Source organism: Winogradskyella eckloniae, from assembly GCF_013249045.1.
GTDB lineage: Bacteria > Bacteroidota > Bacteroidia > Flavobacteriales > Flavobacteriaceae > Winogradskyella > Winogradskyella eckloniae.
Genome location: NZ_JABRWP010000001.1, coordinates 98033 through 112622 on the forward strand (window position 1 = coordinate 98033; position 14590 = coordinate 112622).

Sequence of the window (14590 nt, forward strand, 5' to 3'; positions counted from 1 at the left end):
TTAGAAGATATTAGATTGCTTTATAGCTTAAGGATTTTATTGAAAACATAAAATTCACGCGAAGGCAGAGAGACGCAAAGGCTCACTGTTACTTAAAAAATAGAATTGTAATTATGAAAAAGCACAACGTACAATACTCGCAAGTTGTGCATATATCAGTTTTCCCCTTCGGGGAATTAAAGGGGCTTTTTTATTCCTCCTCCTGAGAAACCACTGCTCCACTAGCAAAATGCGCTTCTAACTCTTTTAAGGTTGCAGGATTGGTTTCTAAATCTTTTACCACATTTCCTTTTTCTAGTACAACGATTCTCTCGCATACATCTGTAACATGCATTAAATCGTGGCTAGAGACTAAAACCGTTACACCTTGTTTTTCGGCTAAATCTTTTATAATTTGTTTTAGTCTTATTTGGGTTGTTGGATCCAAGTTTGCAAAAGGTTCATCTAAGATAATGACTTCAGGATTTCCAATAAGCGCAGCTACAATTCCGGCTTTCTTCTGGTTTCCTTTGCTTAAATCTCTAAGATATTTTTTCTTTCCTATAATTTCTCCGTTAAAGAAATCTTCAAACTGAGCTGTTAAACTATCAACATCGGCTTTGTTTTGTCCTCTTAATTCTCCAATGAAATAGAAGTATTCTTCTGGTGTTAAGTAACCGATTAAGAAACTTTCATCTATAAACGATGATGTAAAAGGTTTCCAGTCTTCGCTTTGATCTACAACAACATCATTACTTGTAATGTTTCCTGTGGTAGGTTTTATTAAATCTAGTAATAGGCTGAAATAGGTTGTTTTTCCCGCACCATTATTTCCAACTAAACCAAAACTTTGGCCTTTAGGAATGGTTAATTCTTCAATATTAAGAACGGTTGTTCCGTTATATGTTTTTGAAAGGTATTTTGTATGTATCATGGTTGTGTTGTATTAATTATCTTGACTAAACGCGTTAATCATTTTGTATTTTGAATCTAGATATTTCTGTGTAATAGACTTCATTAATTTTTTATGAAAAACGATGCCTACCAATCCTAAAACGATAAGCAAAGCTACTGCAGCTGCAAAACCTACTAACCAATTTACTAGGCCAAACATTACCATTGGCACCAACATTAACGGAATACCAATAAGCCATTGTACAGCGCCTGTACCTTGGTAATTAAAAGCGGCTTTTTTATCTAATTCTATTTTTTTTCGGTTGAAGGATCCTCCCCAAAGTATCACGTGTGTATTCACACCAATATTATAAATAGCTGCAGCGAAATGTGCTATTAAAATTTTATAACCAAAATACACATAAGGAATGCCGAGTACAAAAAGCAACACTACACTAATGACCATTAAAATGAATTTTGAACGTAAATATTGCTCGTATTTAATATTCTGACTCATTAGCAGTTTGTAATACCCACTATCCCAAGCCGGAATGAATTGTCCGAAATTGATAAGAAAGAATCCTGTTGAAAAAATCCCGATAAAAGCAGACATAAAAGTCATTTCTCTATACATGGGTTGCGGATAAAAGAATAAACCGTACAAAACACCAATTAACAATAAAAATGCCATGGATTTGGTACGCTTATTTCTCCAGATGAGTTTTAAATCTAGCTTCATAAATGGCGCAACATCTCCAAAACGTTCTGTCCAAGATAAATCTGCTGCATTAACTTCCGCAACTTTAGATTTTAAAGAACTATCTAAGAAAAGTTTACTTCTTAAAATTTTAAAGTTATAAGCATAACAAGCGGCTAAAATCGCTATTGGAACCAATATTAGAATAGGATTATTCGCTATGCCTAAAAGTGCATCTCCTACTAACGAAGTCATTGGTAATACACCAAAATAATTTAAACCAAATAAAACACCAACTACGGTAATAATTGGTAAAAATGATAATTCCTTTTCTGAAGAAAATGCCTCAATAATAAAGTTTAAAAAATTTGAAATCAGCACCAAAATTATCATGGCAAATAGCCATGTTACTATCATAGAGGTGGCATAACCATCCATAATGAGCATAATACTAAATGGTATTATAGCAAACAAAGGCAACAAATTAAAAAAGGAAGCCACCGATTTTCCTAAAACATAATTAACAACGGTTGACCGTTTAATAGGTAGCGTTAATAAAGGCTTTACGCTCATTACAGGTAACTTTTGTAAAAAAAAGCGCATCATTAAGTCGCCAATAATCCAGAAGAATACATAGCCATTAGCTATTACAAATGGGTCTTGGTCAGGAAAGGTTTTCTTTAAAATTAGAAGAAGTCCGAAGCCTAAGCCTAAAAACATTACAATAAAATAAAGCGCAAAAAACACCATTAAAATATTGATAGCCATGTTTTTTTGCCAATAAGACGAACGGAAATATTGTTTCCATTCTAGATTGAGAAAGTGTTTTATCATAATGTAATGATGGGTTGGTTTATGTAGTAAGTATTAAAAACTAAGAATTTGTTACAAACTAAATTCTGGATAGGTTTCATTTAGTAGTTTTTCGGCTTTGTTTGGGATGATTTGGAAGCTGATATAGTTTATTAAAACTAATGCTGTAAATCCCAAGGAAAAGAGTGTTAAGAATAAAGTGCTCATTTCAAACTTTTCTGGAATTATAAATACATTATACAATTGCGAAAGAAAAATCAATGACGTACCTCCTGCCTGTTTAAAAATCATTTCTTCTAAGAGCCATTTTTTATTAGATATTTCTTTCCGTTTTCTAAATTGCCTATTCAATTGTATACTTTTATACATAGCCCATGCTGTAATAATAGCATACATAACTATAGAAAAAACGTTAGTGTGACCTATTGAAAACATAACATAAAACACCACAAACAAAGCTATGGTTCCAATAATTTGTGGAAGTTCAAACCATTTTCTAAGCTCTGCCCACAAATACTTTCTATAGCGCTTATTCATCGCCTTTTGTTTTTGCTCAATGGCATTCATAAAACCAAAAATGCCAAATTTTTTGAAGGCTATATTTTTGGCGTCTTCAAAACTGAGTTTTGGTTGGTCTTGCCATTGCGTTTCAATATCATTGGCTAAATGATCTACGAGTTCGGTTTGCAAGTCGTAATGCTCTACAAAATGTTGTCTAGTAAAGGCATAGAGGTCTTGTATTTGGGATTCGGTTAGTTTCATGATATTAAAAGCTTGTAACGTTCATTATAAGTATTATAAATCTTAATAAAATTATTTACACTATGCCTACTGAATACAAATAGTAAAGCGAATAAACAGAACAAAATATAATATGGCTTAACCTCAGCATTTTCAAAATTCCAATTAAAAAGCATAATTAACCAATACGGAAGTTGAGTTAATAATAGTGATGACGCAACTGCAGACTGAATATTTAATGATTTAGATTTAAACTTTTTTAAACCTCCATAAAACAATTTAGTGAACTCAGAAATAAAAATTCCAGACATAATCGCAAAGAGTCCAGCTTTGATGCTATATTGATAAGCTACAAAAGTTACTATTGCTAGTAACAGTAATTCAACAAAAAACCTAATCGAAGTAATAAAAGGTACAAATGTTTTCCAATATGCCTTTCGATGCTTTCTTCCTATCTCTTTTTGCTTATTTCTTATAAACTTCTTAAATCCAGCATTGCTCTGATACAGTCCTTTTTCAAAAATCTTATCTTTTGAAACTCCAAATTCAATAAATTGGTTGCCAAAACTTCTATGAACATCTAGTAAAGCTTCATTAAACGAAATACCATCGTTAGTCATTTTATCTTCAACCGCAGAAACAATGTGGTCTAGTAATTCTATACGCACATCCCAAAACTTAACCTCATTTTTAATGAGGTAGTTGTCTATAAATTGTATTTCTTGTTTTGTTAGATTCATTATTTAATAATCAAATTTAGACCTGCTAGGTCAACCATGATTAAGCCAGTTTTGGATTTACCAAAGCTTGCATAGTTTTAATGTACTCCGCTAATTCTTCAAGCTTAGTAACGGTTTCTTTAGTTCCGGTTTCTGTTAACTTGTAATATTTGCGCAAACGGTTATCTACTTTTGCGACTTCAACATCTAATAAACCTTCAGCTTCTAACTTGTGTAACGCAGGATATAAGGCACCTTCTGTAATCTTAAGTTCACCTTTGGTTAATGCCTTTACTTTTTGGGTAATCTCGTAACCATACATTTTATCGTGCTCATTTAAAAGCTTTAAAATAATGGTATTTAAACTCCCTTTATATAATTTTGAATTGCTCATTGTACTACAAATATATACATAATTCTCTTATGTATAAGAAACTTAGGTATGTGTTTTGTAAAATTTTAGACCTGCTAGGTTTTAAAAACCTGCTAGGTCTGTAAGAGTTTGTTTATCTTTGCAAAAAATTATTTTTAATGTCACAATTTCATTCACTCACTATACAATCAGTTGATAAAGTAACAGACAATTCGGTTGCCATTACCTTTGATATTCCTGATACTCTTAAAGATACATTCAGCTTTAAAGCCGGACAATATATTACCTTAAAGACCACTATAAATGGCGAAGATATTAGAAGAGATTACTCTATCTGTGCATCTCAAAATAGTGGAAATGTAACCGTTGCTGTTAAAGCGGTTGAAAACGGAACGTTTTCTAACTATGCCAACACAATTCTTAAAGCTGGCGATATTTTAGAGGTTGCAGAACCTAATGGTCGTTTTGTGTTTGAAGCAAATGCGGCTAAAACCAGAACTATTGCTGCTTTTGCTGCTGGTAGCGGAATTACACCTGTACTTAGTATCGCAAAAACGCTCTTAGAAGAAGAACCATTTAGTAATTTTATATTGGTTTACGGTAACAAAACATTGACTGATGCGATGTTTATTGACCAATTATTACAGATGAAACAACAGTACGATAATCGTTTTCATGCGCACTTTATTTACAGTCAAGCGCAAGAAGAAGATGCCTTATTTGGACGTATTGAAAAAAGCACTGTTAACCTCATTGTAAAAAACAAATACAAAGGTGTTACCATAGAAAATTTCTACCTCTGTGGACCAGAACAAATGATTCATACGGTTAAAGATGTTTTAATTGAAAATGGTGTAAAAGAAAAAGCCATTAAGTTTGAATTATTTACTGCACCTATTGAAACGGAAGCTGAAGTGGCTACAGATTTACCTTCTGGCGAAACTAAAATTAAAGTGGTGGTTGATGAAGAAGAATTTGAATTCAACATGTCTCAAAAGTCAACCATTCTTGATGCCGCATTAAAACAAGATATTGATGCACCATATTCTTGTCAAGGTGGAATTTGCAGTAGTTGTATTGCCAAAGTAACTGAAGGTACAGCAGAAATGCGTCAGAATAATATTTTAACGGATGGCGAAGTTGCAGAAGGTTTAATATTAACCTGCCAAGCGCATCCTACATCTGCTACTATTGCTGTGGATTTTGATGATGTTTAAAATAGCCTTCCCTAACCCTTCCAAAGGAAGGGAACTAGCTACTTATGTAAAAAGAAACTGCAACCTTTTATGTTTTGAAACATAAAAGGTCTTCTTGTGTTAGCTAGATTCTCGATACAAAATTCTAAAAAAAGAATTTCACTCGAACTGACGTTACGTTAGTTGTTTGACCTTAAATCTTTTATTTTGATTTAGAAGAATAAAAACGTGTAACGGGACGTTTTATATAACGGCTATAATTTTTGAAAGGATTGCTTCTTCAGGAACACTACTTGCTGCATTCTCGTAACCTTCAGGGAACTTATTTCCGTAGATTGATGTTGGGATTAGTGGGAATTGTTGTATGTCTGCCGTAAGTGCAAAATCTACAGGTTGATTAAAAGGTGCAAAACCAGCAAAAGGATGCGTTACGCCCCAAATGGTTATAACCTTTTTACCTAACATTGCTGCCATGTGTGCATTTCCAGAATCCATAGCTAACATAAGGTCTACATTTGAAATGAGACTGAGTTCTTCTTCTAAATTTAATTTTCCCGCTACAGAAACGACGTTATTGAATTTGGTTTCAAATTGATTTAAAATGCCCACTTCCTTTTGTCCTCCACCAAATAAAATGATATTGCTATTTTTAGACAGTTCGCTAATCACATTTTCCATTTGATTTAATGGATACATTTTACTTTCATGTGCTGCAAATGGTGCAATACCAATTGTTTTTAAGTCCTTATTTGATATAAACGATTTTAAATTTTCAGATAAAGATTTAGGCTCAGGAAATTTAGGTTGCGATAAATCTACAGAATAACCCAAAGCTTCAAAAACCTCAACATAACGTTGATGTGTGGTTTTTAATTGTTCAAACTTTTTCCCAGACACCAACGCTTTTTTCTCAGCTCTACCTTTATCTAATTGCACCACTTTTTTTCCGAAGAAAAAGAACTTTAAAATTTTACTTCGTAATACATTGTGCAAGTCTGCAACAGCATCAAAGTTTAAAGCTTTTAGTGTTTTAGATAATTTATAAAGTCCTAAAACACCTTTATGCTTGCCTTTTAAATCGGCTTCAAACACCGTAACATTTTCTAAATCTTGAAAGAAAGGTTTAAAAAATGCCCTAGTAACGACTGTTATTTTTAGTTCGGGATGTTGTGCTGTTAATGCACGCAACACAGGTACTGTCATGGCTACGTCTCCCATTGCAGAAAACCTTAGAACTAATATGTGGTTTGGTTTTGGCATTTAAATAATTAGACAGACCTGCTAGGTTCTGGAAACCTGCTAGGTCTTATCATCTTAAACACCACCTGACAGGTTTATTTGGAAAATTATTTTTGTCCTCTTAAAACAGGGTTAAGTTCATCATCATTATACATTTTCATTTGCTTATACACCTTCATGTACTTATCGCCATTAGAAATGTCTTCTAATAAATCATCTATCGCAGTACTTAAATCTACGCGTTGCTCTAATAAAACGTCTAATTTCTTTTGGCAAGCTGCTTTATGGGCATCAGTGGCATCTTCTCTTACGGTTTCGAGATGCATGTGGTATATTTTAAGCGCTAAAATTGATAGTCTATCTATAGCCCAAGCCGGACTTTCAGAATTTATTTTAGCATCAGATTTTACAGTAACGTCTTTGTATTTATCTAAAAAATAACTGTCTATAAATTCTACTGTATCTGTTCTATCTTGGTTAGAAGCATCAATCATACGCTTTAACTTTAACGCAGCAACAGGATCAATGTTTGGATCTCTAATAATATCTTCATAAGCCCATTGTACAGTATCTATCCAACATTTTCTGTATAATAAATGTGCTATTAAATCTTCGTCTTTATTGTATTTATTTGTAAAAGACTGATCTACGGTGTTTAAAACTTTGTACGTTTTTATAACCTCTTGAAATATAGTATTTGCTTTTTCTGAAAACATAATGAAATCGATTTAATTACTGCAAATATAGTTGGAATTATTAACTTTAGCGACAGAACCAAATTCCATATTATGCAAATTCATAACCTTTCTAAAACACCTTCTATTTTAAATACTTTTATGTCTGAATTAAGAGATAAAACGGTTCAAAAAGATAGCATGCGCTTTAGGCGAAATATAGAACGTATAGGCGAAATAATGGGTTATGAATTAAGTAAATCACTTCAGTACGAAACTCACAATATTGAAACGCCACTTGGTGTATCTAAGACCGTTTTGCATAAAAAAGACATTGTATTGTGCTCAATTTTGAGAGCTGGTGTTCCGTTACACAATGGTTTATTGAATTATTTTGATGCGGCAGAAAACGCATTTATTTCGGCGTATAGACAACACAAACACAATCCTGATAGTTTTGAAATAATTGTAGAGTATTTGGCCTGCCCAAGCTTAGAAGGCAAAACCTTAATTTTAGCAGATCCGATGTTAGCAACAGGTCAATCTATGGTCGCCACTTTTGAAGCCCTAAAACCCTTTGGTACACCAAAAGACATTCATTTAGTAAGTATTATTGGTGCGCAAGATGGTGTAGATTTCATATCACATGCTTTTGGCTCTGAGGTAAAACTTTGGATTGCTGCCATCGATGAAAACCTTAACGAAAAGGGTTATATAATTCCTGGATTAGGTGATGCAGGCGATTTAGCCTTTGGTAATAAATTACAACAATAAACTAATAATTGGTGTAACAATAAAAAGTGTAATAAACACTTCTTTAAACCAACGCTCTGAGATTACTTCTAAATAATTTGCCATTATGATAGAAAACGGAGCAAACAAAAACAGATATTCACTTCCATTTTTTATTGGCGCAATAATACCAACTAAAATAGCAATAATAGAAAACCAAGCTATTATAAAATAGGAAGGCCTTATTTTTTTATTCTTGTCAGGAATTCTACGGAAAAAGTAAAATAATGTCCACACCACTGAACTAAATAAAATAGTTAATTTTAAAATGTTCTCCTTACTGTTGTAAGACGTAAAATCTATACTTGCCTGACGCGCAAAATCTTGAGGCTTAAAATACTCATCATAGCAAATAATATTGTAAATTAACAATAGAATCAGTGCTGTTACCACTCCTGTAAAGGGAACAACTACATTTTTAAAGTCGTTAAACGAGTAATAAATTAAGGCAACTATTACCACAGCAAAAAACAAAATAGACCAAAAATAGAAAAATGAAGCAAGGGTTATCCAAAATGCAGCATCAAATAATTTCTTCTTTATATTTAATTTAGAATGTAAACTTACAAGTCGTCTTAAAGCAAATAGAATGAACAAATTGGCTATTAATATATCTAAATGGCTCATGGCTTGCGGAAACATCCCAAATAATAAACCAAAGGTTAGAATAGCATAACTATTTCGCTCAGTTAAATTGTTTTTAGCAACAATAAAATCAACAAGAAAGACTAAAAACAAGGTAATTACCCATTTAAAAAGCATAACTAATGCTGTATTTAAATCCGATAGTAGTAAGGTGTAATTTGATAAAATAAAAAGGAGAGTTACATAAACAGCAACGAATATGAAGTTTATAGGCTTAGATTTACTAAAAACACTTGTAATCATTAACAGTTTTTGTATTTTTGCATTTCAATTCCAATTCAGCATATTAGAATTGGTGTAAATTTATAAAGTTATGACTGATTTCTTTAATGGAATAGCGGATTTATTTGTGAACGTGTTATTTGCACCATTCGATGCGCTAAGAGCCTTAGAACTTGAAAGTTGGTTTACGGCCAACATATTCTCATGGATATTTATGACTATTGGCTTTGTTGCATTTGTGTATTGGATGCTAGAACTTAAAAAATACAATGATAATGGTGAGGAAGATAAAAGTATATCTTCTCATTCTTATCTTTAAGATTGTATTAATTTACAAATCAAAACCAATATCCTTACGATAATTCATCTTATCAAAGTGTAAATGTTTTATACTTTGGTAAGATTTTTTTATGGCATCTTGGTAAGTGTTTCCGTAAGATGTTATTGCCATTACTCGACCACCAGAGGTTACGACCTTACCATCTTGTGATTTTGCACCAGCATGAAACGCAATAGAATCTGTAACTTTTTCGATGCCTGTAATTTCTTTACCTTTCTCGTATGCTTCAGGATAGCCTCCAGAAACAAGCATTATTGTTGTTGCGGCACGCTCATCGATATCTATATTAATTTGAGATAACGTTTGGTTAGCCATCGCTTCAAAAACATCTACCAAATCTGTTTTTAATCTAGGTAAAACCACTTCTGTTTCTGGGTCACCCATTCTTACATTATATTCTATTACTTTAGGCGCATCACCGACTTTAATTAAACCAATAAAAATGAAGCCAACGTATGGCAAATTGTCTTTCTTTAAGCCTTCGACCGTTGGGATTACAATTTGATTTTCTATTTTATCTAAAAACGCTTTTGTTGCAAATGGTACTGGTGAAACAGCACCCATTCCTCCAGTATTTAAACCAGTATCACCTTCTCCAATGCGTTTGTAATCTTTTGCTGTTGGTAAAATTTTATAATCTTTACCGTCAGTTAAGACAAAGCAACTTAATTCTATTCCATCTAAAAATTCTTCGATAACGACCTTTGTACTTGCATCGCCAAATTTAGCATCCACAAGCATACTCTTGAGTTCTGCTTTAGCTTCTTTTAGGTCATTAAGAATTAACACGCCTTTACCTGCAGCTAAGCCATCAGCTTTTAATACATATGGTGGTTTTAGCGTTTCTAAAAATTTATAACCTTCTTCTACATTGTGTTTTGTAAAACTTTCATAGGCTGCTGTTGGGATATTATGGCGAACCATAAATTCTTTAGCGAACTCTTTACTCCCTTCTAATTCTGCCGCAGCTTTTTGAGGCCCAATTACAGATATATGCTTTAAGGCTTCATCTTGTAAAAAGAAATCATGAACACCTTGCACCAAAGGATCTTCTGGACCAACGACTACTAAATCAATTTTATGTTCCAAAACGGCAGATTTAATGGCTTCAAAATCGGTAACACCAATCGTTAAGTTAGTTGCTATTTCTTTGGTTCCTGAGTTTCCAGGTGCCACAAAAAGTGCCTTACAACGGTCGCTTTGTGCTAATTTCCATGCAAATGTGTGTTCTCTTCCTCCAGAACCAAGTACTAAAATATTCATAATTATAAATTGTTAGGACAAAAATAATTGGTTTTGAGTTTAAAAAACAGCTAGTTTTGAAAAAAAACTTAAATGCTTTCTTATAATTCATTTTTAAATAAAATTATCCTTCCTATTGGTGATGTTTTTTTTGGTGGATCGTATACCAAATTTCTTAATGAATGGGCTGAGTACGATAAAAAAACAGAAAGCGAATTAATACAATTACAACATACACGATTAAAGTCTATTTTAGAACATGCCTCTACACATGTGCCTTTTTATAAAAATCAAACTCATTGTGAATTAGATAAGTTTCCTATTTTAACTAAAGATGTACTACGAGAATCTGTTAAAGATTTAGTTTCAAATAAACACCAAATTTCAAATCTATTGGAGAATCATAGTAGTGGCAGTACAGGCGTTCAGTCTTTTACCTATATGACCAAATCACATCAATTCTACCTCAGAGCTTTACAAACACATTGGTGGACATGGAGTGGATATAACATTGGAGATCGTCTATTACAATTTGGTATTTCTCAAAAACGATCCTTTACAAAACGCTTAAAGGATCTATTTTATAGATGTGATTACGTAAAGGCCTTTGGGCTTTCTGAAGAAGAATTATACGCTATTTCTTTAAGATCTTCTCAACGTAAAAATTTATATATTGCTGGTTATCCATCGGTTATTAATGAATTAGCAAAATCTTCTTTAGCACTAAAACCAAGAAACATTAAAGGTATTATTTGTTTTGGAGACAAACTTTTTAGTCATCATATAAATAATATCTCTATGGCTTTTGGGCAAAATACAAAGGTATTAGATACGTATGGCTGTGCCGAAGGATTACTTATGGCTTGTAAAAAAGATTTACCATATTACTACATAATGTCGCCTCACGTTTTTATTGAGATTGTTGATGATAACGGAAAGGCTGTTAGCGACGGCGAAATGGGAAATGTACTTGTTACCTGTCTTACCAATTATGCAATGCCCTTAATTAGGTATAAATTAGGTGATTTAGCAATTAAACTTCCAAAAGAAGAATATCCAAAGAACAGAGAATTACATTATCCTTTGCTTAAAAAAATTATTGGACGAGAAACAGATGTTGTTAAAACAAAGAAAGGTGTTAGTATAAATGTGCATAGTTTTACTGGCATTTTTGAATATTATCAAGACATTAAACAGTTTAAAATTATTCAAAATGATTTAGAGAACATAGAGGTAGAATACATTCTAGATACCAAACACAATTCTACAACATCAGCATTAAATGAAATAAAACGTAAGTTTTATCTACTCACAGATAATAGTATCAATATTTCATTTAGGCAAGTTGAAGTTATTAAACCTTCAAAGTCTGGTAAACCACAAATTATTGAGTCTAATTTATAAGAACCGATTCGGTAAAACCTATATTAATGTAAATGATAAAATATTTGTGAAGCAATTAATGATAATAACGAGTTATTTTCCTCCTGAGATTGGTGCAGCCTCTAATCGCATCTATCATTTAGCAGAAGGTTTAACAACGACCTATGATGTTACTGTAGTTACACCTCTGCCTAACTATCCGACTGGAAAAATATTTAAAGACTACAAAGGCACATTTAGTTCTAAAACAAAAGAGAATGGCATAAATATTAACCGCTTATGGATATACGCTTCTGTTTCTAAGAATAAGTTTTTGCGCTTATTAGCGATGCTTTCTTATAGCTTTAGTTTGATTTGGTTTTTCATGTGGCATAAAATACCTAATAAAGTGATTGTACAATCGCCTCCTCTTTTGGTGTCTTTTACCTGTATGTTCTTTTTAAGGTCTAAAAAAAGAAAACTCATTCTTAATGTTAGTGATTTGTGGCCAAGCGCAGGATTAGAATTAGGCGCATTAAAAGAAGGTTTTGCTTATAGTATGCTAAAAAAGCTTGAAGCTTTTAATTACAAAAAAGCAGATGTGATCTTAGGACAAAGCAATGAAATACTTGCACATGTAAAGTCTATTTCCTTAAAACCGCAGTTGCTTTTGTATAGAAATTTTCCAGAAATTACATATCCTAATTTAAATGAAAAGACGTTGTCAAATGGAAAAATAAAATTGGTTTATGCAGGTCTTTTAGGTGTTGCACAAGGTCTTTATAAATTATGCAATGAAATTGATTATAAATCTATTGAGTTTCACATCTATGGTTCTGGAGCAGAAGAAGAGGCTATTAAAACTTTAATTGAGACTAAAAAAGAGCTCCCTCTTTATTTTCATGGCAGAGTAAAAAGAGAAGATTTGCATAACGTGCTTTTAAACTATGATTTAACGATTATACCGTTGTTAAATAGAATTTATGGCTCAGTACCTTCAAAAATATTTGAATATGCTAAATTAGGCTTACCTATGCTTTATTTTGGAGGTGGTGAAGGCGAAGACCTCATCATAAACCATAAATTGGGTTGGATTGCAAAAGAGAGCGACTATGAGGACTTAAATTCTGTATTAAATTCTATAACTAAGGAAGAATTAAACCTTGATCTCAATACAGCAATACAAAATACGGCCAGAATTCATTTTGACTTTAAACAGCAACTTGAAACATTAAAAAATGTAATCTAATATGCCTTATCATCACCTTTAATGGCATTAACGAAGGTTTGAAAAATTATTTTAATATCTAAAAGAACGGACCAGTTTTCTATATAAAAAATATCAAATTTAACTCTACCAATAATATCTTTATCGGTTTCTACTTCACCTCTAAAACCACTTGTTTGCGCTAAGCCTGTGATTCCGGGTTTCACAAAATGCCTAACCATAAATTTGTCAATCTTTTTAGCATACATATTAGTATGACTTACCATGTGTGGTCTTGGGCCAACTACAGACATATCACCAAAAAGCACATTAAAAAATTGCGGGAGTTCATCAATACTTGTCTTTCTAATAAATTTACCAACCTTAGTTACGCGCTCATCACCTCTTGTAGCCTGATATAAATGTGCATCCTTGTTTGGCATCATAGATCTAAATTTATAGCAATCAAATTCTTTATAATTAAATCCGTTACGTGATTGTTTAAAGAACACAGGACCTCTAGATTCTAATTTTATAAAAATAGCTAAAAGTGGTGTTAACCAAGATAATACAAAAATTATTACGAAACTCGAGAATATAATGTCAAAACTCCTTTTAATAAATGTATTTACCGAGTCTTCTAAAGGAATATTTCTAAGGGTTAAAATTGGTATATAATCATAATACTCGTATTGTAATTTTTTGGCGTAGATTTCTTTACTATCTGGTATAAATTTTAAAATCTTAAGGTTGTTATCTGCAAAATCTACTGTATCCGCGATTTGAGCATTGGTTAGCTCTGAAATAGAACAATAAATTTCGTCAATGTTTTGATCTAATACGTACTGAAAACAATCTTGTAAAGAATATTCATTATTCTTAAAATTGAACGTTTTTTTGTGTGAGTACCCGTATTCCGGGTTCTTGTTAAAAAATTTATCTAGGGCTATTGTTTTTTTGTTGAGTCCAAAAATCACAGTTGTCCTATAATTTCCACCAAATGAAGTTCTGTATTTCTGCAACAAGTAATAAATAGCGAACTTAAAAATAGTAATAAATAAAAAACAAAAAAGCGCGTATTTTACGATTGGTCTTGGGTAGATATTTAACTCATGGTACAAACCAGAAAACGCAAAAACAATTAATAAGTAAAGTATAAACTGTTTTACAATTAACGATAAAATATTAATAGGTCTTGTGTATCTATAAACCTCATAAAAGTTTGAGTAAATTGAAAGAAAAACCCATCCTACAGATATAAACACGGTAAATATTACTGGGTCTTTATCTTTAAGTAAATATAAAATGGCTATAACATTTATAGTTGACAAATCAATTATATATGAAATAGGACGTAAATAACCCGAATATCTTCCTTGCTTAAATAAACTCAATTTATATCTTTAAACCATAAAGGTAATTAGAATGAATTATAACTAAAATAAAAACGAATTT

The 14590-nt window shown here is 32.1% G+C and carries 15 protein-coding genes; 5 read left to right on the forward strand and 10 right to left on the reverse strand.

Annotated elements, in window-relative coordinates:
- Nucleotides 1-190: 190 nt before the first annotated feature.
- Genes HNV08_RS00485 through HNV08_RS00505 form a run of 5 tightly spaced genes read right to left on the reverse strand, consistent with a single transcriptional unit; the run spans nucleotide 191 to nucleotide 4237 of the window.
- Nucleotides 191-913 carry an ABC transporter ATP-binding protein gene (locus HNV08_RS00485; RefSeq protein ID WP_173279155.1) on the reverse strand — a complete coding sequence of 241 codons (723 nt, stop codon included), beginning with the start codon at nucleotides 911-913 and terminating at the stop codon, nucleotides 191-193.
- A gap of 12 nt (nucleotides 914-925) precedes the next feature.
- Nucleotides 926-2404, reverse strand: coding sequence for a DUF5687 family protein (locus tag HNV08_RS00490; protein WP_173279156.1), 1479 nt, complete (start codon nucleotides 2402-2404; stop codon nucleotides 926-928).
- Between the two features lie 51 nt (nucleotides 2405-2455).
- Entirely contained in the window at nucleotides 2456-3145 is a 690-nt protein-coding gene (locus HNV08_RS00495; RefSeq protein WP_173279157.1) for a hypothetical protein, read from the reverse strand.
- Entirely contained in the window at nucleotides 3142-3864 is a 723-nt protein-coding gene (locus HNV08_RS00500; RefSeq protein ID WP_173279158.1) for a hypothetical protein, read from the reverse strand. The genes HNV08_RS00495 and HNV08_RS00500 overlap by 4 nt, the downstream gene beginning before the upstream one ends.
- A gap of 40 nt (nucleotides 3865-3904) precedes the next feature.
- Entirely contained in the window at nucleotides 3905-4237 is a 333-nt protein-coding gene (locus tag HNV08_RS00505) for a PadR family transcriptional regulator (protein ID WP_157364119.1), read from the reverse strand.
- A 137-nt stretch (nucleotides 4238-4374) separates the two neighbouring features.
- On the opposite strand from HNV08_RS00505, the gene HNV08_RS00510 reads away from it, so the two are divergent.
- The gene (locus tag HNV08_RS00510; protein ID WP_173279159.1) at nucleotides 4375-5433 is read left to right on the forward strand and encodes a ferredoxin--NADP reductase; all 1059 of its coding nucleotides are present in this window, start codon (nucleotides 4375-4377) and stop codon (nucleotides 5431-5433) included.
- Between the two features lie 222 nt (nucleotides 5434-5655).
- Here the strand turns inward: HNV08_RS00510 and HNV08_RS00515 are convergent, their stop codons facing one another.
- Together HNV08_RS00515 and HNV08_RS00520 are read right to left on the reverse strand one after the other, a co-directional pair.
- Nucleotides 5656-6672 (reverse strand): glycosyltransferase family 9 protein, encoded by a 1017-nt coding sequence (locus HNV08_RS00515; RefSeq protein ID WP_241697150.1) that lies wholly within the window; start codon nucleotides 6670-6672, stop codon nucleotides 5656-5658.
- An 86-nt stretch (nucleotides 6673-6758) separates the two neighbouring features.
- Nucleotides 6759-7367, reverse strand: a complete 609-nt coding sequence (locus HNV08_RS00520; protein ID WP_173279160.1) for a DUF4254 domain-containing protein — start codon at nucleotides 7365-7367, stop codon at nucleotides 6759-6761.
- Nucleotides 7368-7439: 72 nt separating this feature from the next.
- On the opposite strand from HNV08_RS00520, the gene upp reads away from it, so the two are divergent.
- The gene (upp, locus tag HNV08_RS00525; protein WP_173279161.1) at nucleotides 7440-8099 is read left to right on the forward strand and encodes a uracil phosphoribosyltransferase; all 660 of its coding nucleotides are present in this window, start codon (nucleotides 7440-7442) and stop codon (nucleotides 8097-8099) included.
- Here the strand turns inward: upp and HNV08_RS00530 are convergent.
- Nucleotides 8088-9005: a DUF6427 family protein gene (locus HNV08_RS00530; protein WP_173279162.1), complete on the reverse strand. Its 918-nt coding sequence runs from the start codon at nucleotides 9003-9005 to the stop codon at nucleotides 8088-8090. The genes upp and HNV08_RS00530 overlap by 12 nt on opposite strands.
- 70 nt (nucleotides 9006-9075) lie before the next feature.
- Between HNV08_RS00530 and HNV08_RS00535 the strand changes: the two genes are divergently transcribed.
- Nucleotides 9076-9303 carry a DUF6341 family protein gene (locus HNV08_RS00535; protein ID WP_173279163.1) on the forward strand — a complete coding sequence of 76 codons (228 nt, stop codon included), beginning with the start codon at nucleotides 9076-9078 and terminating at the stop codon, nucleotides 9301-9303.
- Between the two features lie 12 nt (nucleotides 9304-9315).
- Here HNV08_RS00535 and purD read toward each other — a convergent pair whose 3' ends face one another.
- The gene (purD, locus tag HNV08_RS00540; protein ID WP_173279164.1) at nucleotides 9316-10587 is read right to left on the reverse strand and encodes a phosphoribosylamine--glycine ligase; all 1272 of its coding nucleotides are present in this window, start codon (nucleotides 10585-10587) and stop codon (nucleotides 9316-9318) included.
- A 72-nt stretch (nucleotides 10588-10659) separates the two neighbouring features.
- Here purD and HNV08_RS00545 point away from each other — a divergent pair, with 72 nt between their 5' ends.
- Nucleotides 10660-11970, forward strand: a complete 1311-nt coding sequence (locus HNV08_RS00545) for a phenylacetate--CoA ligase family protein (protein ID WP_173279165.1) — start codon at nucleotides 10660-10662, stop codon at nucleotides 11968-11970.
- The gene (locus tag HNV08_RS00550; protein WP_241697151.1) at nucleotides 11954-13177 is read left to right on the forward strand and encodes a glycosyltransferase family 4 protein; all 1224 of its coding nucleotides are present in this window, start codon (nucleotides 11954-11956) and stop codon (nucleotides 13175-13177) included. Before HNV08_RS00545 ends, HNV08_RS00550 begins: the two co-directional genes overlap by 17 nt.
- On the opposite strand, the gene HNV08_RS00555 is transcribed toward HNV08_RS00550, so the two are convergent.
- Nucleotides 13174-14529: an exopolysaccharide biosynthesis polyprenyl glycosylphosphotransferase gene (locus HNV08_RS00555; protein WP_173279166.1), complete on the reverse strand. Its 1356-nt coding sequence runs from the start codon at nucleotides 14527-14529 to the stop codon at nucleotides 13174-13176. The two genes, HNV08_RS00550 and HNV08_RS00555, sit on opposite strands and share 4 nt — an antisense overlap.
- Between the last annotated feature and the right edge of the window lie 61 nt (nucleotides 14530-14590).

Coding starts and splice junctions, on each gene's coding strand:
- HNV08_RS00485 (WP_173279155.1), bottom strand. CDS start 913: ATGATACATACAAAATACCTTTCAAAAACATATAACGGAACAACCGTT.
- HNV08_RS00490 (WP_173279156.1), bottom strand. CDS start 2,404: ATGATAAAACACTTTCTCAATCTAGAATGGAAACAATATTTCCGTTCG.
- HNV08_RS00495 (WP_173279157.1), bottom strand. CDS start 3,145: ATGAAACTAACCGAATCCCAAATACAAGACCTCTATGCCTTTACTAGA.
- HNV08_RS00500 (WP_173279158.1), bottom strand. CDS start 3,864: ATGAATCTAACAAAACAAGAAATACAATTTATAGACAACTACCTCATT.
- HNV08_RS00505 (WP_157364119.1), bottom strand. CDS start 4,237: ATGAGCAATTCAAAATTATATAAAGGGAGTTTAAATACCATTATTTTA.
- HNV08_RS00510 (WP_173279159.1), top strand. CDS start 4,375: ATGTCACAATTTCATTCACTCACTATACAATCAGTTGATAAAGTAACA.
- HNV08_RS00515 (WP_241697150.1), bottom strand. CDS start 6,672: ATGCCAAAACCAAACCACATATTAGTTCTAAGGTTTTCTGCAATGGGA.
- HNV08_RS00520 (WP_173279160.1), bottom strand. CDS start 7,367: ATGTTTTCAGAAAAAGCAAATACTATATTTCAAGAGGTTATAAAAACG.
- upp (WP_173279161.1), top strand. CDS start 7,440: ATGCAAATTCATAACCTTTCTAAAACACCTTCTATTTTAAATACTTTT.
- HNV08_RS00530 (WP_173279162.1), bottom strand. CDS start 9,005: ATGATTACAAGTGTTTTTAGTAAATCTAAGCCTATAAACTTCATATTC.
- HNV08_RS00535 (WP_173279163.1), top strand. CDS start 9,076: ATGACTGATTTCTTTAATGGAATAGCGGATTTATTTGTGAACGTGTTA.
- purD (WP_173279164.1), bottom strand. CDS start 10,587: ATGAATATTTTAGTACTTGGTTCTGGAGGAAGAGAACACACATTTGCA.
- HNV08_RS00545 (WP_173279165.1), top strand. CDS start 10,660: ATGCTTTCTTATAATTCATTTTTAAATAAAATTATCCTTCCTATTGGT.